This is a genomic window from Stenotrophomonas sp. 2YAF26 (genome assembly GCF_052114625.1).
GTDB classification, from domain to species: Bacteria; Pseudomonadota; Gammaproteobacteria; order Xanthomonadales; family Xanthomonadaceae; genus Stenotrophomonas; species Stenotrophomonas indicatrix.
Genome location: NZ_JBFRFC010000016.1, coordinates 87,261 through 108,570 on the forward strand (window position 1 = coordinate 87,261; position 21,310 = coordinate 108,570).

The window sequence follows — 21,310 nt, forward strand, 5'->3', positions numbered from 1 at the left end:
GGCGCTGCGGCGGTGATGTTTATTTGTCTGCCGGGCGGTGGTCGTAACTGATCACCCGCTCGGCCTGCCATCGGCCATCCACGCGGCGCCAGACCTGGATGAAACGGGCCTGGCCGGTCCAGCGTTCAACGCCATCGGCGCCGCGCTCATGGAAGCGGTGATCGCCCATTTCCAGGGCGCGATCGTCGTGCAGCGGAAAGACCTGCAGTGAGCTCTGCACCAGTTCGCGCCGCAGGTGCCAGCCCCCTTTGCGCGCGTTGTCGCACAGGGTGGCCACGCTGCGGCGGAAGTCCTCGCGGCTGTTGGCGGACTTGCCATCCTTGTCATGGAAGAACTCCATGTCTTCGGTGGTCATCGCGGCGGCCCTGTCGGCATCGCAGGCATCGAAGGCCACGGCGAACAGCTGCGTGTCGGCCGCGCGGATCTGCTCGCGCAGGGTGTCGCTGGCGGGGGATGTGCCGGCGACGGCGACGGCGGCGGCGAGCAGGGGCAGGGCGAGCAGCATGGCGTGGCTCCATTGAGGACCGGCGCAGACTGGCATGGGCGATGGCGCACGGTAACCGGGGCGTGACGAAATCGGCGCAGGGCCCGACCAATGCCGTGCTGGCGGGTGTGAACCGATGTGCCGGCTGGCCGGTGCCGTGTACGCGATGTCATGGCCTGAGCCGGATCCATCACGGGCGCCTCCGGTGCGATTGCCTAGGCTGGGCTCCTCTTTCCCCCGGGAGTTCCCATGGCTACCTCCTCCGTCCGACTGCACATTGAAGACACCGGCGGCACCGGCCGCCCGGTCATCCTGATCCATGGCTGGCCGCTGTCTGCCGAATCCTGGAAGGCGCAGGTGCCGCTGCTTCGCGATGCCGGTTACCGCGTGATCAGTTACGACCGTCGCGGCTTCGGCCGCTCGGACAAACCCGCCGATGGCTACGAGTACGACACCCTGGCCGCTGACCTGGCCGGTCTGATCGACGAACGCGATCTGCGCGATGTCACCCTGGTCGGCTTCTCGATGGGCGGTGGCGAAGTGGCGCGCTACATCGCCAACCATGGTGAAGACCGCCTGCACAGCGTGGTGTTCGCTGCGGCCGTGCCGCCGTACCTGTTGAAGGGCGCGGACAATCCCGAAGGGCCGCTGACCCAGGAAAAGGCGGATGAGATGCGCCAGGGGCTGGAGAAGGACCGGGAGTCGTTCTTCGACGGCTTTACCCGCGATTTCTTCAGTGCCGACGGCAAGCTGATGGTCACCGAGGACGAGCGCCAGGCCGCCATCGCGCTTGCCCATCAATCTGACCAGACCGCTGCGCTGGGGTGCATGAAGGCGTTCGCCACCACCGATTTCCGCGCGGACCTGAAGAAAGTGACCGTACCGACGCTGGTGCTGCACGGGGACAGCGATGCGACGGTGCCGTTCGAAGGTTCGGGCAAGCGCACGCATGCGGCCATCGCAGGCAGCGAGGTGGTGGTGCTGAAGAATGCACCGCATGGCTGCAATACCAGCCACGCCGATGATTTCAATCTGGCGTTGCTGGAATTCCTGAAGAAGTAACACCCACTACGGCATCATCCGCACATGCCCACTGCCCGCACGCCGCCCTGGAAGAAGCTCAACCCGAAGGGCCAGAAGACGCAGCCGCTGACGGAAGCGCAGAAGGCGGCGGCGCGGCAGCGGGCAGAGGAGAACGGGCGCCGTTACCCGAACCTGGTGGACAACATGTGGGCGGTGAAACTGCCGCGCGGTTGAAGCCTTACTGGCCGCTGCGCCCCGGCCACGGCTTCCAACCCCATTCCCGCCATGGCGCGACGGTGCGCGGCTGTATCGTCAGCGTAACGTTGGACGATGCGCTGCACTGGTACAGAGCATCACGTAGCAGGGCCACATCCACCGGTTGCGCCGTGGCCACCTGCAGCAGCGTGCCGCGGTGCCGCACCTGCACCGGCAGTACCCCGTGCACCTCGACCGGATTGCCGGTGCGGGCTCTGCGGTAGCGCATGGTGATGGGGCGGACAGTGCGATGCAGCACGGGGGCGCAGGCATCCAGCAACTGCAGCTGCTGCTGCATGGGCGCGCGGACCTCGATGACGGTGGAGGGATATCCCAAGGTGCTCTCGACCAGCACCTGGAAGCGGGGGCCATCGGGCATCAGGTAGACGGTCAGGCCCACCGTGCCGATGAACGCCATTGCCGCGAGCAGGACCCAGCTGCTCGGCACCTTGGGCGGCTGGGTAAAGCGCTGCAGGCGCGGTCTGCGCCGACGCATGCGGCGATAACGTCGCTGTGCAGCGGGTTTGGGCAGCAGGCTCTCATCCGGCAGTGCAATCACGCGCGGCGGAAGGCGGGCCAGCCGCGCATTGATCACGCGTGCGCCGAGCATCGCAACCAGCCCGCCAAGCAGAACCGGCAGCAGGGTACGCACGAGTAGATACAGCCCTACCATCGCCAACTCTCCTGAAGGAGTGGACATGATCGCGCATCCTCCAAGGTCGTGTCGTATCTGCCAGCCGACAGCGGCGGTTGGCTTGGCTAGCATGCGCGTCACTCGCTGGGGATACATCGATGACCGCCTTCACTGCCCGCCTCGGGCGCTTCTTCGGCGCCGGCCTGATGCTGTTCCTGCTGCAGGTGCTGGCGCTGTTGTCGGTGGGCTTGGCCGCAGGCTACTTTCACCACCGCATGGACCTGCTGCTGGAGCCACTGACGCTGGCCTGCGGTGGACCTGATCCAACCGCCCGGATGCAGGTCGCCGAGCACCTGCTGGCGCGTGCCGGTGCGTTGGATGGCTGGCAGCCGCTGTGTTGGTTGCCAATGGCCACGCTGTTGCTTGCCCTGCTGGGCACGCTGACGGTCGGCGTGCACTTGCTGCGTCATGTTGATGCACGGTTACGCCGCAGTGCGTGGGGATTGCTGGCCCTGCACGCGGCGGCGCTGTTGCTGGCCAGCGCGATGCTGCGACTGTATGACCAAGCCTGGAAGGGCATCACCACTGCGCTGCCTGCAGCATGCATGACAGACCTGACACCAGACGGACATGCGCTCCCGTCCTCGATGCGGCGATGGCTGTTGCAGATCTTCGCCAAGGCCGACCTGACGCCGCCGCACGCACCTGATGCGCTGGCCATCATCCTGTGCGGACTGTTGCTGGCCGCGATGGTGGTTGGCCTGTGGCTGTGGCGCACCACCTCGCAGCTGACCCGGCTCTGACTCGCGCGCGGGCCACTGACTGGCATCAACCGGCGCTTCTGCGGCACGCTATGCGGATGAATACGGAAACTTCAACCAAGCAGACCAGCAAGTTCCTCAGCCTGGTGCTGCGCCATGAACCCGGGAAAATCGGGTTGAACCTGGACGGCCAAGGCTGGGCCAACGTCGACGAACTGCTGCAGAAGCTGCATGCACACGGGCAGGTGCTTGATCGTGGCGGACTGCAGGACATCGTGGCGACCTGCAGCAAGCAGCGCTTTGCACTGAGCGATGATGGCCAGCGTATCCGCGCGAACCAGGGGCATTCGATCACGGTCGATCTCGGACTGGTGCCGGTCGAGCCGCCGCCGTGGCTGTACCACGGCACGGTGTCGCGCTTCGTCGGGGCAATCCGCGAGCAGGGTCTGCGTCCGGGCGAGCGCCAGCACGTGCATCTGTCGCTGGACCGCGAGACGGCCCACCAGGTGGGTGCCCGCCGCGGTGCGCCGGTGATCCTCAGCGTGCACGCCGGGCGCATGCATGCCGACGGGCATGTATTCCACCGCTCGGCCAATGGTGTCTGGTTGACCGACCACGTGCCGCCGCAGTACATCGCCGACTGACCCGCTCTGGCGCTGCGACCGGGTCCACACTCGGCGGCAAGGCCCAATCGCGTTACAGTCGCTGCATCCTCGTCCCATGGATGTACCGATGCGTCTGTTCCTGCGTGCGTTGCCGTTGCTGTTGTTGTCATTGACCGTCCATGCTGCCGAAGTCGATCGGCGCATCGCGGTGACCATCGACGATCTGCCGTGGGCGCGCCTGGATGAGATCGTGCCGGCCGATCTGCAGGCACGCCATGCCGCACTGATGGCGCAGCTGCGCCAGGCCGATGTGCCGGTGGTGGGCTTCGTCAACGAAAACAAGCTGGAAGTGGATGGCCAGGTGCAGCCGGCGCGGGTGCAGATGCTGCGCGACTGGTTGGATGCCGGCTACGAGCTCGGGAACCACACTTGGTCGCACATGGACCTCAACGCCAAAGGTGTAGCGGCATTCCAGCAGGACTTCCTGCGCGGCGAGCAGGTGCTGCGACCGCTGCTGGCCGAGCGTGGGCAGACGCCGCAATGGATGCGCCACCCTTACCTGCGTGCGGGCCGTACGCAGGAAGACCGCGTGGCGATGGACGTGTTCTTCAAACAGCACGGCTACCGCGTGGCACCGGTGACGGTCGACAACGGTGAGTGGGTGTGGGCCTTTGCCTATGCCAACGTGATGAACGAGCAGCCCGATTCACCGCAGCGCGAGGCGACGCTGGCGAGCCTGCGCAAGGGCTATGTGCCGTACATGCTGAACAAGGTGGATTACTACGAGAAGCAGTCCCAGGCGCTGCTGGGATATGCGCTGCCGCAGGTGTGGCTGATGCATGCCAACGAACTCAATGCAGCGACCTTCGCCGAGCTGGTGGCGGCCACCAAGCGTCGTGGCTATCGCTTCGTGTCACTGCAGGAGGCGGTGCGCGACCCCGCCTATGCACGCGGCGCCGAGGGCTACAGCGGTCGCTATGGGCCGAGCTGGCTGCACCGCTGGGCGATGGCCGAAAACAAGCCCAAGGCGTTCTACGCCGGCGAGCCGGAAGTGCCGAAGTGGGTGATGAAGCTGGCCAAGGTGGAAGGCGAGTGAGCCTCAGCGCTTGATGGCCAGCACGCCATCGAGCGCCAGCTCGGCCTTGAAGCCGGCCTTTTCCAGGCGCTTGGCCACTTCGCGTGGCACGTCGCGGCCACTGGTCAGCTTGTTCGGCGCGCCGGTGTAGTGGAACAGGCGGCCACCCTTGCGGATGACGCGGGCGAGATGGTCGTAGAACACCTGCGAGTACAGTTCGCCGGCAATGCCGAAGCGCGGCGGGTCGTGCAGGATCGCATCGACGCTGTTGCTGGCGACCTGTTCGATCTGCTGCGAGACGTCGCCGTGGCTGAAGTGCAGGCGGCCGCCCGCGGCGGCTGAATCCGGATCGGGCGACCACGGATTGAGCGTGCGCAACCACATCACGTCGGCGTTCTTTTCGAACGAGCGGATCTGGCCGACGCCGGCCTCCAGTGCGCAGGCGGCGAAGTAGCCGAGCCCGCCGCAGGTATCGAGGAGGCTTTTGCCCGCCGGGGCGACCAGCTCGACCTTGCGGCGCGCGTCCTCGAACGGCGACAGCTTGGAGGTCGGCAGCATCTTGATGCCGTCGATCTCGAAGGTCGGTGCGCCCCACTCGGTCGGCACCAGCTTGATCAGCGAGCCGCTGAAGCGGGAGATGGAGCAGAACTCCTCGCCATCCCAGTAGTACAGCGTGCGGTCCTTCAGCTTGCCCGGCCACGGGTAGTGCTGGCCGCGGAAGGTGAAACCCTCGGCATCCAGCTGTACCGCCGCTTCGCTGCGGCCCAGATCGAGCGAGCCCGGCCACTCGGTGGCGCCCTTGTCATGGGCACGGCGCAGGGTGTCAGCGCTGTCGCGGGTCAGCAGGGGGCCGGAGTAGTGGGGCACGGCAGGTAGCGTAGGTGGCTCGGGGGAGGGCATGGTACCGCAGGTGCCGTGCAGCCGAGCCGGGCAGGGGCGCGGCGCTACAGCGGGCCGCTGCAGCTGAATCCGTGAATGGTTCCCTCTCCCGAGATGAGGCCGACGCCTCGCGAGGGCTGCATTCCCCGCAACGCGCACGAACGGCGATGGACTTCCTGGGTGGCGGCTGGTTGCCGGTCGAAGTCGTACCGCATGCTGCCGTCTTCCTGCAGCAGCCAGTGCACGGTTACGCGTTCGGCGCGTTGCCCTTCGATCTCCCAGTCGAAGGTACGCATCACCACGATCTCGCCATCAGCGGTCTCACGCACCTCGTCGTAAGCACCCTGGGTCTTTGCAACAATTGCGGCCAGCAGGAGAAGAATGAGCATCGGTATTCCTCCTCGAAACCGGCAGCGTGTGCCAGCGGCATCGCTGAGGCCATGGGAAGAATTGCAATGTGGCCGCTACTGGCACTTCACCGCATACACCGGTCCGGCGCCGATCAGCAGCAGCGCCATGTAGTCGCTGTCGCGTGCCCGGGCCTTCAGCGTTGCGCCGTCCTTGACGCGGAAGATGCCGAAGCCGCCGGCCATCCGGATCAGCGCGCTGTCGATCTGGTCGGCGTCATCGCGGAAGTACTGCTGGATGTCGCTGCGGCTGGCCTTGTACAGCGCATTGGGTTCGCGCTGCCAGTGACCATCGCGTTCGAACGAGACGAAGTACTGGCTTGCTTCCTTTTCGATGCGGAACTCGGCGGACTTGCGCGGGTTGGTGGCGAAGCAGCCGAGCATCGGGTCGGAGGAGAACGGCAGCTGGGTGTCGCCGGAACAGGCCACCAGCAGCAGGAGGGCACCGGGCAGCAGCAGGCGGAGCGTGCGCATGGGATGTCCCGACGGGGCAGGTGCGGCCAGTGTAGGCAGCACGCAGCCGTGGCCGGTACAGATTTTCGGCAAGAACCGCCGCCCTGCTGGCGTCACGCGCTGCGGTGGATCTCCACGGTGATGTGCACCAGTTCCTCGTGGATCGCCAGCGCCTGGCGCACGGTATCCGGATCGAGCGTGGCATCACTGGTGACTACGCTGGCGGCGACGGCGTACTTGCCGCGCCCCACCTGCCACACGTGCAGGTCGGCCAGGCGTGCCGGCCATGGACCCTGCTCGATCACCTCGCGGACTTCAGCAACCACCGGCGCATCCATCTGCGCGTCGAGCAGGATGCGGCCGCTGTCGCGCAGCAGGCCGATTGCCCAGACGGTGACCAGTACCGCGCCGACCAGGCCCATCACTGGATCCAGCCAGGTCAGGCCGAGCAGCTTGCCGCCCAGCAGGGCGACGATGGCCAGCACCGAGGTGGCGGCGTCGGCCAGCACGTGCACGTAGGCCGAACGCAGGTTGAGGTCGTGGCCGTGGGAATGGTCGTGGCCATGATCGTGGTCATGCCCATGATGATGGTCGTGCCCGTGCCCGTGTCCATGGTGGTGATGGGCGTGGCCGGGACTGTCGTGCAGCCACCACGCGCACAGCAGGTTCACACCCAGGCCGACTGCGGCGATGGCGATGGCTTCGTTGTAGTGGATGGGCGCGGGCACCCACAGGCGTTCCAGCGATTGCACGGCCATCAGCGCGGCGACGCCGAGCAGGGCGATGGCGCTGGTATAGCCGGCCAGGATCTCGATCTTCCAGGTGCCGAAGGCGAAGCGCGGATCGTGCGCGTAGCGCCGTGCGCAGCGGTAGGCGAACACCGACAGGCCCAGTGCCAGCGCGTGCGAGCTCATGTGCCAGCCGTCGGCCAGCACGGCCATGGAGTTGAACCACCAGCCACCGACGATCTCCACCAGCATCATGCTGACGGTGAGCCACATCGCGCGGCGGGTGTTGCGTTCGGCCAGCGGATTGCCGTCGTCGAAGCGGTGCTCGTGGCGACGGGCGGCGGCAAGGGCGTCCAGGTGCATGGCGGCGGTCAGGCTTGGGTGGATACCCCCATAGGGTATATGATCCCGGCATGGCCCATGTACACAGAAATCGAAAGCAGCTGCTGACCCGGGTGCGCCGCATCGGCGGGCAGGTGGCAGCGCTGGAACAGGCATTGAACACGCCCGGGGGCGAGGCAGGCGACTGTGCCGATGTGCTGGTGCAGGTGGCGGCCGTACGCGGCGCCGCCCACAGCCTGCTGATGGAACTGCTGCACGAGCATCTGCAGGAACACGTGGTGGACGCGGAAGACCCGGCGCAGCGGGCGGCCGAAGCCGAGGTACTGGTGGAACTACTGCGGCGTTACGGCAAATAGCCGGGTAGTGCCGGTGCCGCGCGTTCCAGATGTGCGTGGCGGCCAGCAGCAGACTGCCGGTGACCGTCAGCGGGGTCTCCCACGCGTGCGAGGGCAGCGCCAGGGCGCCGGCCATCAACAGGGCCAGGCCGATACCGGCGCTCAGCCACGCCAGTGCGGGCAGAGGATGGCGGCGTTCGGCCCGCCACAGGGCGAAGCCAGTCATCGGCAGCGCGATGGCCACGAAGACCAGGTGTACCCATTCCGCTTCGGCCCAGACGCCGAACAGCGGCAGCGCGGCCGCCAGCAGGGGCAGTGCCAGGCAATGCAGCAGGCACAGGCTGGACAGGGCGACGGCCCCGGCATCAAGCAGGGCGGCTGAGGGCGACTTCATGTAGGGAGGTTCCTTGCGCGACAATTGTTATACAGTAACATTTCCGTTCCGCAGCCAACCCGCTCCGACATGAACACTGTTTCCCGCGCCGACCGTCGCCTTCCGGTCACCGTGCTCTCCGGCTTCCTCGGTGCCGGCAAGACCACCCTGCTCAACCAGATACTGCGCAACCGCGATGGCCTGCGGGTGGCGGTGATCGTCAACGACATGAGCGAGGTCAACATCGATGCGCAGCTGGTGCGCGATGGTGGCGCAGAGCTGCGTCGCACCGAAGAGACGCTGGTGGAGTTCAGCAACGGCTGCATCTGCTGCACGCTGCGCGATGATCTGCTGCAGGAGGTCCGGCGCCTGGCTGACAGCGGCCGCTACGACTATCTGCTGATCGAATCGACCGGGATCGGCGAGCCGATGCCCGTAGCGGCCACCTTCGCGGTGCGCGATGAGCACGGCTTCAGCCTGAGCGATATCGCGCGGCTGGATACGATGGTGACGCTGGTGGATGGCAGTGCCTTCCTGGCCGATTTCGGTTCAACGCTGCGCTTGGCCGAGCGTGGTCAGCAGGCGGGGCCGGACGATGACCGCGGCGTGGTCGACCTGCTGTGCGAGCAGGTGGAGTTCGCCGACGTGATCGTGGTCAGCAAGGTGGACCAGGTGGACGACGAAGTGCTGCAGGACACGCTGGCGGTGCTGCGCGGGTTGAACCGCGACGCGAAGCTGCTGCTGTCCGCGTTCGGCGACGTGCCGCTTGCCGAGCTGCTGGATACCGGTCGCTTCGATTTCGATCGTGCGCAGCAGGCTCCCGGCTGGGTGAAGGAGCTGCGCGGCGAGCACACACCGGAAACCGAGGAGTACGGCATTGCCAGCTTCGTCTACCGCTCGCGACGGCCGTTCCACCCAGCCCGCTTCGCACGCACGTTGCAGCACGGCATGCCCGGGGTGATCCGCAGCAAGGGCTGGTTCTGGCTGGCCAACCGCATGGACTGGGTGGGCGAGTTGAACAGCGTGGGCGCGGCCACGCGCACCCAGGCGGCGGGCTTCTGGTATGCGGCGCGAGAGCGTGTACGTGCCGGACAGGAGGACACCACGCCGCTGCTGCCGCCAACGCCACTGCCTTACAGCGATCTGGGCTGGGCACGGCAGCAGGCCGACTGCTGGAGCGCGCCGTTGCCCGATGCACAGGAATTCCCGGACGCGGCGGCGCACGCGGCGATGGCACGCCTGTGGCACCCGCTGTGGGGTGACCGCCGGCAGGAGCTGGTGGTGATCGGCGTGCACATGGACGAGCGTGTGGTGCGGTCGGCACTGGATGCGTGCCTGCTCAACGACACCGAGCTGCAGGCCGGGCCCTTGCTGTGGCAGCAGATGCCGCAGGCGTTCCCGGTGTGGACGCGTTGATGCGTCTGCGCCACGTGGGGCGTGGAGGCAGGGCTGTGCAGTAGATCCACGCCATGCGTGGATGAATGCCTGCAGGAGCCGAGCACGTGCTCGGCTCTACATCGCATCGCGCCACTGCCAACCTGCGTCACCGACCTGCAGCACCTGCGTTGGCCGCAGGGCCTGCAGCAGGTGGGTGTCATGGCTGACCATCAGCAACGCCCCCGGCCATGCCGCCAGCAGTTCTTCCAGCGCCTGCAGCGCGGCAAGGTCCAGGGCGTTGCCCGGCTCGTCCAGCAACAGCAGCTGCGGGGCAGGATCGGCGTACAGCACGCTGGCCAGTGCCCCTTTCACCCGCTCGCCATCGCTGAGGCTGCTGGCCGGGCGTTGGACGCGCTGCGCATCCAGGCCCAGCAGGGCAAGACGCGTACGCAGTTCACCCGCATCGGCCGCGGGATTCGCAGCGCGCACGGCATCGAGGATGCTCTGTTCACCTGCAAGCCCCAGCAGTTGCTGGTCGAGCAGGGCCAGCGGCGCATGCCGCTGCACCTGACCGCTGCGCGCCGCCAGCTGTCCGGCCAGTACGCGCAGCAGGGTCGACTTGCCGCTGCCGTTGTCGCCCACGACGGCGATGCGCTGGCCGCGCCGGATCTCCAGCTGCAGCGCCGCGTTGCAGCCATGCGGCAGCACCAGATCGTGCGCCTGCAGCAGCCGGGCCTGACCACGCTCGCCTTCACCACTGAACAACGCCAGTTCTGGCGTCACGTGTACCGCCGCAGCGGCGGCGCGCACCTGCGCCGCGCTGGCCTGCAGGCGGTCGTTCTGGATCTGCTGCGCACGGCCGTGGCTCGCTTCGGCGCGCTGCTTCTGCCGACCGAGCAGGATCGGTGCCTGGTTGGCCTCGCGCGCTTCGCGGTTGCCACGTGCCTGCCGCTGCTGCTGGCGCTCGTTCTGTTCGCGCGCGCTGCGTTGCTGCTGCCGGTGATGGGCACGGGCATGCTCCAGCTGGGCGGCGGCGGCCTCGCGTTCGGCGGCGCGTGTGTCGGCATAGTGCTGCCACGGTCCGCCGTAACGATGCAGGCCGTGCGCGTCCAGTTCGACGATCTGCGCCATCTGCGCGAGCAGGCCACGGTCGTGGCTGATGGCCAGCAGGCCCCCCTGCCACTGCTGCAGCTGTGCGTACAGCTGGTGGCGATGCCGGGCGTCGAGATGATTGCTTGGCTCGTCGAGGATCAGCCAGTCCGCGCCGCTGGCCCACGCACCGGACAGCGCCACCTGCATCGCCTGGCCGCCACTGAGCCGGGAGGCGGGCTGCGCCGGATCAAGGTCGGCCGGCAGCTGCATTGCCTGCCACTGCTGCTGCAGGCGTTCGCGCAGGTCCCAGTGGTCGCCCACGCAGACGAAATCGGCTTCATCGATGCTGCCCGCTTCGATGCGTGCCAGTGCCGCCAGTTCGGCGCCGACGCCGGCCAGTTCACCCACCGTGCCACGTGGCGGATAGCCCGGCGTAGGCAACAGGAACACCTGGCCACTGCGGTGCACGCGGCCATCGTCGGGCGACAGCTGGCCGGCGAGCAGGCGCGCTAGCACGCTCTTGCCGGCGCCATTGGCGCCGACCAGTCCGGTGGCCACCGGTTCGAAGGAAAAGGACAGATCGGAAAACAACGGTCGACCATCGGCCAACCGATACGACACGCGATCGAGCGTGAGGGAATGCGAAGTCATGCGACCTCCATGTGATGCCTGGTTCTCCCCTGCGCGCAGGGGCGGGAAGAGTCGGGCCGTCTAGTGCGAAGACGGCGGCATCACTGGCGCATTGGTCGCGAGCCTCGGTGGGGAATGAGCGTTCAGTATAGCGCCGCGAGCTGAATGGTCGCGGCCGTGGCGCGGGGTTACGGCACCGTATCCAGCCGTGCGCCGACAAATTCGATGAATACCCGCAGCTTCGGCAGCACGTGGCGGCCGGAGGGCCACAGCAGGTGGAAGATGCCGCAGGAATGCACGTGCTTATCAAGCACGGTGACCAGCCGGCCATCGGCCAGTGCATCGCGCACCGAATGCACCGGCACGAACGCCAGGCCCCCGTCGCGCAGCGCCAGTGCCACCCGCGCTTCGATGGTGTTGGCGACCAGGTGTACCGGCAGATCCTGTGCCGTTTCGCCTTCGGGCCAGAGGATGGGCCATGGCTCGAGCTTGCCGGTGCTGGGGAAGCGGTAGTGCAGCAGGCGGTGCTGCAGCAGGTCGGCCGGCGTGCGTGGAACGCCGTGCCGTTGCAGGTACGCCGGCGATGCAACCACGCGGCGTGGGAACACACCGAGGCGGCGTGCGGTGAGGCGTGAATCGCTGGGCTCGCCAACGCGCAGCACGGCGTCGAAGCCTTCCTCGATGACATCGACCAGGCGATCGCAGAAATCCAGCTCCAGCCGGATGTCCGGGTAGGCCGCCATGAACTCGGCCATCAGCGGCAGGGTCAGGTCGCCCACCAGCGGCAGGCTGATGCGCAGGGTGCCGCTGGGGGTTGCATGTTGCTGGGCCAGTTCGGTGCGTGCGGCATCACGTTCGTCGAGGATGCGGCGGCAGCGTGCCAGGAACAGCTGGCCCTCGGCCGTGAGGGTGATGCTGCGCGTGCTGCGGTGGAACAGGCGCACGCCGAGTGCGTGTTCAAGCCGGGCCACGCACTTGCCGGCGGCCGAGGCGGAGATGCCCTGCACGCGGCCGGTGTCGACGAAGCTGCGGGTGTCCGCGGCATGGACGAAGGTCTGCAGGTTGGCCAGGTTGTCGAGGACGGACATGGGGAAGGTCGCTGCGAAAGTGGGCAGGGTAGGGTGCGGCAGTCCGGCCCGCGGACGTAGCCCGCGCAACACTGCGGTGCACGGGCCTGGCGGGTCGGTGCGGCCCAATGGTTCCGGCCATCATGCCGATTGCGGACTTTCCGGTCCATGATGCACGGAGCCCCGCCCCGCTTTTTGCCGGCGCAGGAGCTGCCTACCGTGGCGGGCCTCTCCCCACGGATCACCCCGATGACACTCGCCCTTCCTGTTGATACCGCACCGGCACTGCCCGCGGTGAGCGCGCTGCTGCGGGCCGTGCATCCGCAGCGCCTGGTCGGTGCGGTGGTACTGGTGCGCGAGCACGGCGTGCTGCGCCACGCCAGCGCCAGTGGCCTGGCCGACCGTGAATCGAACACGCCGATGCGCCGCGACCACCTGTTCCGGCTGGCCTCGGTGAGCAAACCGCTGCTGACCACGGTGATCCTGCGCCTGGTAGCCGAGGGGGTGCTGGACCTGGACGCGCCGGTGCAGCGCTGGTTGCCGGCGTTCCGCCCGGCACTGGCCGATGGCAGCCGCCCGCCGATCAGCCTGCGCCAGCTGCTCAGCCACAGCAGTGGGCTGGGCTACCGCTTCCTGGAAGCCGATGCCCAGGGGCCTTATGCGCAGGCGGGTGTGAGCGATGGCATGGACGCGAACCCGGTGACGCTGCAGCAGAACGTGCAGCGCATCGCGCAGGCGCCGCTGTTGTTCACGCCGGGCAGCCAGTGGCTGTACTCGCTGGGCGTGGATGTGGCGGGCGCCGTGGCTGAAGCGGCCACCGGCGAAAGGTTGCAGGTGTTGTTCGACCGGTTGTTGGCGCAGCCGCTGGCCCTGCGCGACACCGCGTTCGCCACCGACGAGGGTAGTCGTCTGGCCACGCCGTATGTCAGTGACATGCCGCAGCCGCATCGGTTGCGGGAGGGCGAGGTGGTGCCTGCGTTCGAGGGCTCGGTGGGCATCGAATACAGCATGGCCCGGGCGACCGATCCACACCGCTATCCGTCGGCAGGCGCGGGGCTGGTGGGCAGTGCCGACGAGGTGATGGCCGTGCTGGAAGCGTTGCGCGATGTGCGCGCCTCGCAGCTGCTGCCGGAACGGCTGGCGGCTCAGATGGGAACCCCGCAGGTCGGCGAGCTGGGACCGGTTGATCCGCCGGGTTGGGGCTTCGGCCTCGGCTTTGCGGTGCTGCGTGATGCCGCGGCCAGCGGCACACCGCAGACCGCAGGGACATGGCGTTGGGGCGGTGCTTACGGCCACAGCTGGTTCGTGGACCCGGCGCGTGGCCTGAGCGTGGTCGCGCTGACCAACACGCTGTACGAAGGCATGCATGGCGCGTTTGTCGATGAACTGCGCGATGCGGTGTACGCCGACCTGGAGACGGTGCGATGAGCGGGCATGCGATCGATGCAGCGGCACCGGCGGGTGAAGCAACGCGCCTGCCGTGGCGCGGACTGCTGGCACTAGCCGGTGGTGGCTTCATCACCCTGCTGACTGAAACGCTGCCAGCGGGCGTGCTGCGGCCAATGGGCGAAAGTCTCGGCGTCAGCGATGCGGCCGCAGGTCAGCTGGTGAGCGTGTATGCACTGGGCTCGGTGCTGGCTGCATTGCCGATGACCGCGTTGACCCAGCGCCTGCCGCGCCGTCCGCTGCTGCTGGCGGCGATTGCCGGCTTCATGGTGGTCAACACCGTGACCGCGCTGAGCCACGACTACGTGCTGACCCTCGTGGCGCGCTTCCTGGCGGGTGTGGGCGCAGGCCTGCTGTGGTCGCTGGTGGCCGGCTATGCCGCGCGCATGGTGGTGCCGGAACTGCAGGGAAGGGCGATCGCGGTAGCGATGATCGGCTCGCCGCTAGCGCTTTCGCTGGGAGTGCCGGCCGGCACCTTGCTGGGCCAGCAGATCGGGTGGCGCTGGGCGTTCGCGTTGATGAGCGTGCTGGCGGTGCTGCTGCTCGGCTACGCCCGATGGGCGCTGCCCGCGTTGCCGGCGGCCGGTGCAGGCCGGCGCATGTCGCTGGGTTCGGTCTGGCGCATGCCCGGCATCCGCAGCACGCTGCTGGTGATGGTGCTGTACGTGCTGGCGCACAACGTGCTGTACACCTACATCGAGCCGTTGGCAGTGCAGGCCGGCGCCGGGGCGTGGCTGGACCGGCTGCTGCTGGCATTCGGCATCGCCGCGATCGTGGGCATCGCCATCGCCGGCTGGGGCGTGGACCGCCACCTGCGCGCGCTGGTGTGGGCCAGCGTGATCGGCTTCGTGATGGCGGTGGTTTCGCTGCTGCTGTGGCCAGGTGTGCCGGGCGTGCTGCTGCTGGTGACGATCCTATGGGGCGTCGCGTTCGGTGCGGTACCCACCCTGTTCCAGACCGCACTGGCCCGCCGCGCCGGTGCCGCCGCCGACCTGGCGCAGTCGATGCTGGTGACCGGCTGGAACCTGGCCATCGCCGCCGGCGGCGTCGGCGGCGGCCTGATGCTGCAGGCCAGCGGCGCCCAGCACCTGGCTTGGCTGCCGTTGCTGCTGCTGGTGGTGTGTGGCCTGTGGGTCTGGGCGCGGCCCAAGGCCTGGGCGTAGGCGTCGATCAAGGATGACGGGGTTGCCGGCCAGCGGCCGGCACTACCCCAGCCGAAGCTCAACAGCGTGCGCGAGCGCAGCGACCCGCTGTTGCTTTTCTCTTCTCTATTTACGTGGTGGAACGCCGCAGAGATCTGTCCCGGCCAGCCCACGAACCGCTCTTAGCGACCCACCACGAGGGGCTGCGCCTTTCGCCGGCTACTCCCCCGCCTGCTCGCGCTCGAACGGCACGCTGCGCGGATTCTGCATGTGCTCCCGCGCCGCGCCGTACTGCTGCTGGCGTTTGCGATGGAAGGCGATGAACTCATCGCGCGGCAACGGCCGCGAGAACAACCAGCCTTGGCCGAACTGCACGTGCTGGCTGTGCAGGTAGGCCAGCTGTGCTTCGGTTTCCACGCCTTCGGCCACCAGCCACAGGCCCAGCTCCCGGGCCATGCCGATGATGTGCGGCGTGACCGGGCTGGTCGCGCTCTCGGTGCCGATCGCATCGACGAAGGATTTGTCGATCTTCAGTGCATCCAACGGCAGCTGCTGCAGGTACTGCAGGCTGGAATAGCCGACGCCGAAATCGTCAATGGCCACGCTGTGGCCCGCGCGTCGCGCCGCGGCCAGCATGGTGCGGGCACGGTCGATATCGAGGAAGCCATGTTCGGTGGCCTCCAGCCAGATCTGCTGCGGCAGGATGCCGCTGCCGGCCATCCGCTGGGAGATCACCTTCAGCGCCCGCCCGCTGCTGATGTCCTCGGCCGCCAGGTTGATCGCGATGTGTGCACTGCGATCCTCGGCCAGCAGTTCGCGCATGTCGGCAACCACGTTTTCGATCACCAGATCGGTGATGGCGGCGATCATCCCGGCTTCTTCGGCCAAGGGAATGAACAGGTCCGGACGCACCTGCGTACCGTCGGGTCGCTGCCAGCGCACCAGCGCCTCGGCGCCGACGCAGATGCCGGTATCCAGTTCGATGATCGGCTGGTAGTGCAGGTAGAGTTCACGGCGACGGATGGCGATGCCCAGTTCGCCGCGCATCGACAGCCGTCGTCGCGACAGCCAGATCACCAGGCCGGCACCAGCGGCGGCCATCAGCAGTCCCAACGGCACGAACAACCACGCCTGCTGGCGGAACGTGGCGGCCAGCGCGGTGCGCGGCGCCGTGGCGATTGCCAGCCATTCGCCGCTGCGTGCGCTGGCGTACAGCGTGTCACGGTCCAGGCCCTCTCCGGGCTCACGCAGCAGCTGCTGCAACAGGGTCGGGTCCATGCCGTCCTGCTGGGTCAGCAGCCGTCCATCCGGGCTTGCCAAGGCCAGCCGCACRTCCGGATCAACGACGACATCGATGAAGCGTCGAGGGTCGACCAGCACATCGTAGGAGCCGTACATGATGGACAGCATCGGCCGCCGGCCGGCCGCCTCGGGGCGAACGTCCACGGTGATGCCGGCGCCATCGCTGGTGACGTGGTCCGGCGTGGGTTGGTCCACATCCCGCTGAAACACCCCCCACGACGTGCAGCGCAGCTTGCCGCCCTCGAAGTAGCCCATCTGGTCCGACGACGGCGTGGTCATCACCAGGGTCTGCATGCGCTGGATGTGTTCGGCCCCGCAGGGCGGCAGCACGGTGGCCTCGGCCGACTTCAATGCCGCCAGCGCTTCCTGGTAGGACACTTCGGTACGGCGCAGGCTGCGCTCGGCGATGGCATGCAGCCGCTGCTGTTCGACACTTACGGCACGGTCCCAGGTGGCATAGACCATGACCGCGATCGGCACTGCCGCGGCGAGCACGGCCAGGACGGTGCCGCCGATGATGACCCGCAGTCGGCTCATGACCGGGGCTCCAGAGAGGTGTGCAGGGCTGGGCACATGGGCGGGGCCGGTCCTTGGACGATGGCGGTATATGAACACGGCGCAGGGCTGGGCGGAATGGGACAAAGGCGGTAACGGGTCACATTGTGGTGAAAGTGACACTTGCTGACGGCCCTGGGCCGTCCGGCGCTGGCGTTGTGGCAGCGGGAGGACTACCGTCGAACGCTTCACCCGCCCCTTCCCGCGCCCATGACCGAGCCCGCCACGCCCCCCGAGCACCTGCGCCGCAGCCTGTCCAACCGCCACCTGCAACTGATCGCCATCGGCGGCGCCATCGGCACCGGCCTGTTCATGGGCTCGGGCAAGACCATCAGCCTGGCCGGCCCATCCATCGTGTTCGTCTACCTGATCATCGGCGCGATGCTGTTCTTCGTGATGCGGGCGATGGGCGAGCTGTTGCTGTCCAACCTGCAGTACAAATCCTTCATCGATTTCTCCACCGATCTGCTCGGGCCGTGGGCCGGCTTCTTCTGCGGATGGACGTACTGGTTCTGCTGGATCGTCACCGCCATCGCCGACGTGATCGCCATCGCCGCCTATGCGCAGTTCTGGTTCCCGGGACTGGAAGCGTGGAAACCAGCGCTGGCCTGCGTGATGCTGCTGTTGTCGTTGAACCTGGTGACGGTGAAGCTGTTCGGCGAAATGGAATTCTGGTTCGCGCTGATCAAGATCGTGGCAATCTGCGCGCTGATCATCACCGGCGCCGGACTGGTGGCCTGGGGCTTCACCTCGCCCAGCGGGCATACCGCAGCGCTGTCGAACCTGTGGAATGACGGCGGCATGTTCCCGATGGGCCTGGTCGGTTTCTTCGCCGGTTTCCAGATCGCGGTGTTCGCCTTCGTCGGCATCGAGCTGGTGGGCACCACCGCTGCTGAAACGGCCGACCCGGAGCGCAACCTGCCCAAGGCGATCAACTCGATTCCGGTGCGCATCATCATCTTCTACGTGCTGGCGCTGATCGCGATCATGGCGGTCACCCCATGGCGGCAGGTGGTGCCGGACAAGAGCCCGTTCGTGCAGCTGTTCGTGCTGGCCGGCATTCCCGCCGCCGCCAGCCTGATCAACTTCGTGGTGCTGACCTCGGCCACGTCCTCGGCCAACAGCGGCATCTTCTCCACCAGCCGCATGCTGTATGGCCTGGCCGAGGAAGGCCATGCACCGCGTGGCCTGTCCAAGCTCTCGCGCGCTGCAGTGCCGGCACGGGGCCTGCTGTTCTCCTGCCTGTGCCTGCTGGGCGGCACCCTGCTGATCTACCTGATCCCCAACCTGGTGACCGCCTTCACCCTGGTGACGACCCTGGCGACGGTGTTGTTCATCTTCGTCTGGTCGCTGATCCTGGTGGCCTACATGGTCTACCGCCGCCGCTACCCCGAGCGCCACGCCGCATCGATCTTCAAGATGCCCGGTGGCGTGGCGATGTGCTGGGCCTGCTTGGTCTTCTTCGCCGCCGTGCTGGTCCTGCTGAGCCTGCAGGCCGACACCCGCCAGGCGCTGGTGGCCAGCCCTGCATGGTTTGTGCTGCTGGGCGCGGGCTACTGGCTGCGGCGGAAGATGGCGCGCTAGTCGGGGAAGACCCTCGCCAACAGATCTCACGGCCTCGGTCAGTCCCATCCACGCATGGCGTGGATCCATGTGTCGACCAAGGTCGACACCCACCAACAGCCGCAAGGTCGACACCCACCAACAGCAGCACAGAACACCGTTCCCAGGTCGCGGGGAATTGTCGAAGGCGGGGTGGGTCCGGTGGCGGGGGTGTAAGCGCCATGGATGGCGCGCCCAAGCCTCCAGGGACGGATTCACGGCGTCCCCCGCCACCGGACCCACCCCGCCATCCCACCGAATGCCGCAGTTGCTGTTGCTTCGGCCGTTGCCGTTGCCTCTGCGGGTGCCGGGCGCCGCCCGGCCGAACCCCCCCATTCACTCAGTGTTAGCGGCCGCAGCCGGATCATCCCGCCGCCATGTCCCTCCGTCCCGCCCTTGTCGCGCTGTTGCTGCTGTCTGGCCTGTGGCCAGGGCTGGCCGCTGCGCGCACGGTCTACCGCTGCGTCCAGGGCAACACCGTCAGCCTGGCCACCGCACCGGAGCCCGGCTCGCGCTGCACGCCGAAGGAGATCGACGACAGCGCCGTGCAGACCCCCAACCTGTGGGGCAACATGGGCGTGTTCAGTGGCGTGCTGTACGAGCGCGAACAGGACGGCGTGCTGGTCTACTCCACCCGCAACCTGCCCGGTTCGCGGGTGTTCCTGAAGTTCACCGTGGCCACGCCACCGGGCGAACCGGCGCATGAAGGCCTGGGCAAGGTCGGCAAGCCCCAGCTGGCACAGCACGCCAAACAGTTCAAGGCGGCGGCCAAGGCCACCGGTGTCGACGATGCCTGGTTGCGGGCGATCGCCCATGCCGAAAGCAATTTCGACGCGCTGGCGGTGTCCAGCAAGGGCGCGCAGGGCGTGATGCAGCTGATGCCGGACACCGCGCTGGAATACGGCGTGCGCGACCCGTTCTCGCCGCAGCAGTCCATCGACGGCGGCGCCCGCTATATGCGCGCGCTGCTGCGTCGCTACAACGGCGACCGCCCGCTGGCAGCGGCCGCCTACAACGCCGGCATCGGTGCGGTGGCGCGCTACAAGGGCGTGCCACCGTATGCCGAAACCCTGGCCTACGTGGACAAGGTGATGGCCCTGTACACCCGCTATCGCGAGGCGATGGGCATCCGCATCGAAGTACCGGCGAAGTAGCCGGTGCTCAGCGCGATGTGGCGCTGCCCACCAGGTCGTAGCGCTCGATGCGACCGACGCGCGAGACTTCGGCCTGCACGTCGGCACGCTGCTTGAGCTCGCGCCACGCGGCATCGATGCGTACATCGCCCGGCAACGAGGGATACACGCGCATATCCTGCAGGCTGGCCAGCGCATCGCTGCGCTCCAGCGGCGAGCGCAACTGCTCGATCAGCACGCCTGCGGCCCCATCCAGATCACCTTCTTCCAGCAGCATCTCGCGATGGAACAGGCGCGCGTCCTTGCGCTGGGCGACGATGACCGCACGTGCAGCGGCGGCAGCGGCGGCATCACCGCGCTGGCGGGCAGCGGCGAATTGGATCACTGCCTGTGCGGCCTGGCCATAGCCGCTCAGATCGCTCAACGGGGCCATCGCGGCGCCTGCTTCCTGCGTCTTGCCCAGTGAGCTGAGCACGAAGGCGACGTTCATCTGGTGCTCCAGACCATCCGGCCCAAGCGTGCCGATGCGCGCGGCGAGCTTGGCCGTCTCCAGCACTTCATCGGTGCGCCCCAGGCGGCGCAGCGCCGCGACGCGGCTGTTGAGCAGCCACGCCAACCACTCCGCTTTGGCGGCGGACGGCGCCTGTCCTTGCGCAACGGCCTCGGCCAGATCATCGGTCAGTGCCAGGACTTCCTCGTTGCGGTCCAGCATCAGCAGCGTGCTGCTGAAATCCACCAGGCGTGCATCGAGGTCACCATCGAGCAGGCCCGATACACGCAGGGTGTCCAGATGGGCCTGCGCGGCCTTGACCGGATCGAAGCGTGCATCGTGGCGATCCACGTAGCGGTCGAAGCGCTTGTCGCTGCGCAAGCGGATCAGTTCGGCCGGGGTGTCGATGCGTGCCAGCGTGGCCGGGATGGCATCGCCGCGACCGTTGTCGGCCTGCAGCGTGGCCAGATCCAGCCACAGCCCGGTGGGTTCGGTGCCGGCGATCTTCCAGCCGTTGTCGAACAACGCCTGCAGCAGCGCCATGCGTTGCGCGGGCTGCTCGCGCAGGTGGTACTGCAGGTAGCTGACGGTATGGTGGTCGATTGCCAGCGGGCTGTCGGCACGCGCCAGCGCCTGTGTCAGATGCTCGAGTGCCGCTGCGGGTTGGTCATCGTTGAGGTCCAGCGAGACCAGTGTGGTCAGGATGCTTGCATCACCCGGCAACGCCAGCAGCGCCTGCTGCAGATAGCGCCGTGCCAGCGCGGGTTGCTTCTGCATGGCCGCCGTCCAGCCGGCAAACTGCGCGGCGCGACCGCGGCGCTCGGCATCGAAATCGGCCAGCAGCGGGCTGTCCATCAGCCGTTCCATGGCGATCAGCGCGGCCAGCGTATTGCCGCTGCGGGACTGCTCGATGGCTGTATCCCACTGCTGCGCGTACGCAGCATGCGAAGCGTCCATCGCTGCATCGGACGGAGGCTGCGAAGGAGACGTGGGCGTCCGCGGCACGTTCGCCGAGGCGGTCGTGCTGGTCAGCGCGGCAAGCAGCAGCGCGAAGAGTGGGGTACAGCGGGGCATGGTGGGCCTCCGTCCATGGAGCGGACATTGAACCTGCTGTGGCAGC

At 67.6% G+C, this 21,310-nt stretch carries 21 protein-coding genes and 1 pseudogene; 11 read left to right on the forward strand and 11 right to left on the reverse strand.

The annotated features are described in order from the left end of the window. Nucleotides 1-19: 19 nt before the first annotated feature. Nucleotides 20-505 (reverse strand): DUF4440 domain-containing protein, encoded by a 486-nt coding sequence (locus tag AB4Y98_RS16470; RefSeq protein ID WP_442244721.1) that lies wholly within the window; start codon nucleotides 503-505, stop codon nucleotides 20-22. Between the two features lie 228 nt (nucleotides 506-733). Between AB4Y98_RS16470 and AB4Y98_RS16475 the strand changes: the two genes are divergently transcribed. Both AB4Y98_RS16475 and AB4Y98_RS16480 read left to right on the forward strand, forming a co-directional pair. Continuing rightward, a complete protein-coding gene (locus tag AB4Y98_RS16475) occupies nucleotides 734-1,546 on the forward strand; it encodes an alpha/beta fold hydrolase (RefSeq protein ID WP_025879208.1) in 813 nt (270 codons plus the stop codon). A gap of 24 nt (nucleotides 1,547-1,570) precedes the next feature. Then, complete coding sequence (locus AB4Y98_RS16480; protein ID WP_312107955.1) at nucleotides 1,571-1,741, forward strand: hypothetical protein; 171 nt, start codon at nucleotides 1,571-1,573, stop codon at nucleotides 1,739-1,741. Between the two features lie 4 nt (nucleotides 1,742-1,745). Here AB4Y98_RS16480 and AB4Y98_RS16485 read toward each other — a convergent pair whose 3' ends face one another. Continuing rightward, nucleotides 1,746-2,462 (reverse strand): hypothetical protein, encoded by a 717-nt coding sequence (locus AB4Y98_RS16485; RefSeq protein WP_442244722.1) that lies wholly within the window; start codon nucleotides 2,460-2,462, stop codon nucleotides 1,746-1,748. Between the two features lie 92 nt (nucleotides 2,463-2,554). On the opposite strand from AB4Y98_RS16485, the gene AB4Y98_RS16490 reads away from it, so the two are divergent. The 3 genes from AB4Y98_RS16490 (at nucleotide 2,555) to AB4Y98_RS16500 (ending at nucleotide 4,858) form a co-directional block, all read left to right on the forward strand. Continuing rightward, nucleotides 2,555-3,199: a hypothetical protein gene (locus AB4Y98_RS16490; RefSeq protein WP_312107959.1), complete on the forward strand. Its 645-nt coding sequence runs from the start codon at nucleotides 2,555-2,557 to the stop codon at nucleotides 3,197-3,199. A gap of 56 nt (nucleotides 3,200-3,255) precedes the next feature. Further along, nucleotides 3,256-3,801 (forward strand): RNA 2'-phosphotransferase, encoded by a 546-nt coding sequence (locus AB4Y98_RS16495; protein ID WP_312785735.1) that lies wholly within the window; start codon nucleotides 3,256-3,258, stop codon nucleotides 3,799-3,801. An 88-nt stretch (nucleotides 3,802-3,889) separates the two neighbouring features. Beyond that, nucleotides 3,890-4,858, forward strand: coding sequence for a polysaccharide deacetylase family protein (locus tag AB4Y98_RS16500; RefSeq protein WP_442244723.1), 969 nt, complete (start codon nucleotides 3,890-3,892; stop codon nucleotides 4,856-4,858). Nucleotides 4,859-4,861: 3 nt separating this feature from the next. On the opposite strand, the gene AB4Y98_RS16505 is transcribed toward AB4Y98_RS16500, so the two are convergent. From AB4Y98_RS16505 to dmeF, 4 genes are all read right to left on the reverse strand, one after another. Continuing rightward, the gene (locus AB4Y98_RS16505; protein WP_312785737.1) at nucleotides 4,862-5,704 is read right to left on the reverse strand and encodes a class I SAM-dependent methyltransferase; all 843 of its coding nucleotides are present in this window, start codon (nucleotides 5,702-5,704) and stop codon (nucleotides 4,862-4,864) included. 77 nt (nucleotides 5,705-5,781) lie between these two features. Further along, complete coding sequence (locus AB4Y98_RS16510; RefSeq protein ID WP_442244724.1) at nucleotides 5,782-6,105, reverse strand: hypothetical protein; 324 nt, start codon at nucleotides 6,103-6,105, stop codon at nucleotides 5,782-5,784. A gap of 75 nt (nucleotides 6,106-6,180) precedes the next feature. Beyond that, a complete protein-coding gene (locus AB4Y98_RS16515) occupies nucleotides 6,181-6,597 on the reverse strand; it encodes a hypothetical protein (protein WP_033830222.1) in 417 nt (138 codons plus the stop codon). A 92-nt stretch (nucleotides 6,598-6,689) separates the two neighbouring features. Beyond that, nucleotides 6,690-7,667: a CDF family Co(II)/Ni(II) efflux transporter DmeF gene (gene dmeF / locus AB4Y98_RS16520; RefSeq protein ID WP_428703831.1), complete on the reverse strand. Its 978-nt coding sequence runs from the start codon at nucleotides 7,665-7,667 to the stop codon at nucleotides 6,690-6,692. Nucleotides 7,668-7,717: 50 nt separating this feature from the next. Between dmeF and AB4Y98_RS16525 the strand changes: the two genes are divergently transcribed. Beyond that, complete coding sequence (locus AB4Y98_RS16525; RefSeq protein ID WP_442244774.1) at nucleotides 7,718-8,002, forward strand: metal/formaldehyde-sensitive transcriptional repressor; 285 nt, start codon at nucleotides 7,718-7,720, stop codon at nucleotides 8,000-8,002. A gap of 7 nt (nucleotides 8,003-8,009) precedes the next feature. On the opposite strand, the pseudogene AB4Y98_RS16530 reads toward AB4Y98_RS16525, so the two are convergent. Next, a pseudogene (locus AB4Y98_RS16530) lies at nucleotides 8,010-8,375 on the reverse strand (MerC domain-containing protein); the annotation flags it as partial. A gap of 69 nt (nucleotides 8,376-8,444) precedes the next feature. Here AB4Y98_RS16530 and AB4Y98_RS16535 point away from each other — a divergent pair. Further along, nucleotides 8,445-9,770 (forward strand): GTP-binding protein, encoded by a 1,326-nt coding sequence (locus AB4Y98_RS16535; protein WP_442244725.1) that lies wholly within the window; start codon nucleotides 8,445-8,447, stop codon nucleotides 9,768-9,770. 96 nt (nucleotides 9,771-9,866) lie between these two features. Here the strand turns inward: AB4Y98_RS16535 and AB4Y98_RS16540 are convergent, their stop codons facing one another. Further along, on the reverse strand, nucleotides 9,867-11,474 hold the full coding sequence (locus AB4Y98_RS16540; RefSeq protein ID WP_442244726.1) for an ATP-binding cassette domain-containing protein: 1,608 nt from the start codon (nucleotides 11,472-11,474) through the stop codon (nucleotides 9,867-9,869). Nucleotides 11,475-11,641: 167 nt separating this feature from the next. Beyond that, on the reverse strand, nucleotides 11,642-12,541 hold the full coding sequence (locus AB4Y98_RS16545) for a LysR family transcriptional regulator (RefSeq protein ID WP_428703833.1): 900 nt from the start codon (nucleotides 12,539-12,541) through the stop codon (nucleotides 11,642-11,644). Nucleotides 12,542-12,769: 228 nt separating this feature from the next. On the opposite strand from AB4Y98_RS16545, the gene AB4Y98_RS16550 reads away from it, so the two are divergent. Next, nucleotides 12,770-13,948, forward strand: a complete 1,179-nt coding sequence (locus AB4Y98_RS16550; protein WP_442244727.1) for a serine hydrolase domain-containing protein — start codon at nucleotides 12,770-12,772, stop codon at nucleotides 13,946-13,948. Beyond that, nucleotides 13,945-15,129 (forward strand): MFS transporter, encoded by a 1,185-nt coding sequence (locus tag AB4Y98_RS16555; protein ID WP_394198141.1) that lies wholly within the window; start codon nucleotides 13,945-13,947, stop codon nucleotides 15,127-15,129. The genes AB4Y98_RS16550 and AB4Y98_RS16555 overlap by 4 nt, the downstream gene beginning before the upstream one ends. A 198-nt stretch (nucleotides 15,130-15,327) precedes the next feature. Here the strand turns inward: AB4Y98_RS16555 and AB4Y98_RS16560 are convergent, their stop codons facing one another. After that, the gene (locus AB4Y98_RS16560) at nucleotides 15,328-16,947 is read right to left on the reverse strand and encodes an EAL domain-containing protein (RefSeq protein WP_442244728.1); all 1,620 of its coding nucleotides are present in this window, start codon (nucleotides 16,945-16,947) and stop codon (nucleotides 15,328-15,330) included. A 228-nt stretch (nucleotides 16,948-17,175) separates the two neighbouring features. On the opposite strand from AB4Y98_RS16560, the gene cycA reads away from it, so the two are divergent. Beyond that, the gene (cycA, locus tag AB4Y98_RS16565) at nucleotides 17,176-18,549 is read left to right on the forward strand and encodes a D-serine/D-alanine/glycine transporter (protein WP_442244729.1); all 1,374 of its coding nucleotides are present in this window, start codon (nucleotides 17,176-17,178) and stop codon (nucleotides 18,547-18,549) included. Between the two features lie 395 nt (nucleotides 18,550-18,944). Then, entirely contained in the window at nucleotides 18,945-19,721 is a 777-nt protein-coding gene (locus AB4Y98_RS16570; RefSeq protein WP_442244730.1) for a lytic transglycosylase domain-containing protein, read from the forward strand. A 7-nt stretch (nucleotides 19,722-19,728) separates the two neighbouring features. Here AB4Y98_RS16570 and AB4Y98_RS16575 read toward each other — a convergent pair whose 3' ends face one another. Next, nucleotides 19,729-21,264 carry a hypothetical protein gene (locus AB4Y98_RS16575; RefSeq protein ID WP_442244731.1) on the reverse strand — a complete coding sequence of 512 codons (1,536 nt, stop codon included), beginning with the start codon at nucleotides 21,262-21,264 and terminating at the stop codon, nucleotides 19,729-19,731. Between the last annotated feature and the right edge of the window lie 46 nt (nucleotides 21,265-21,310).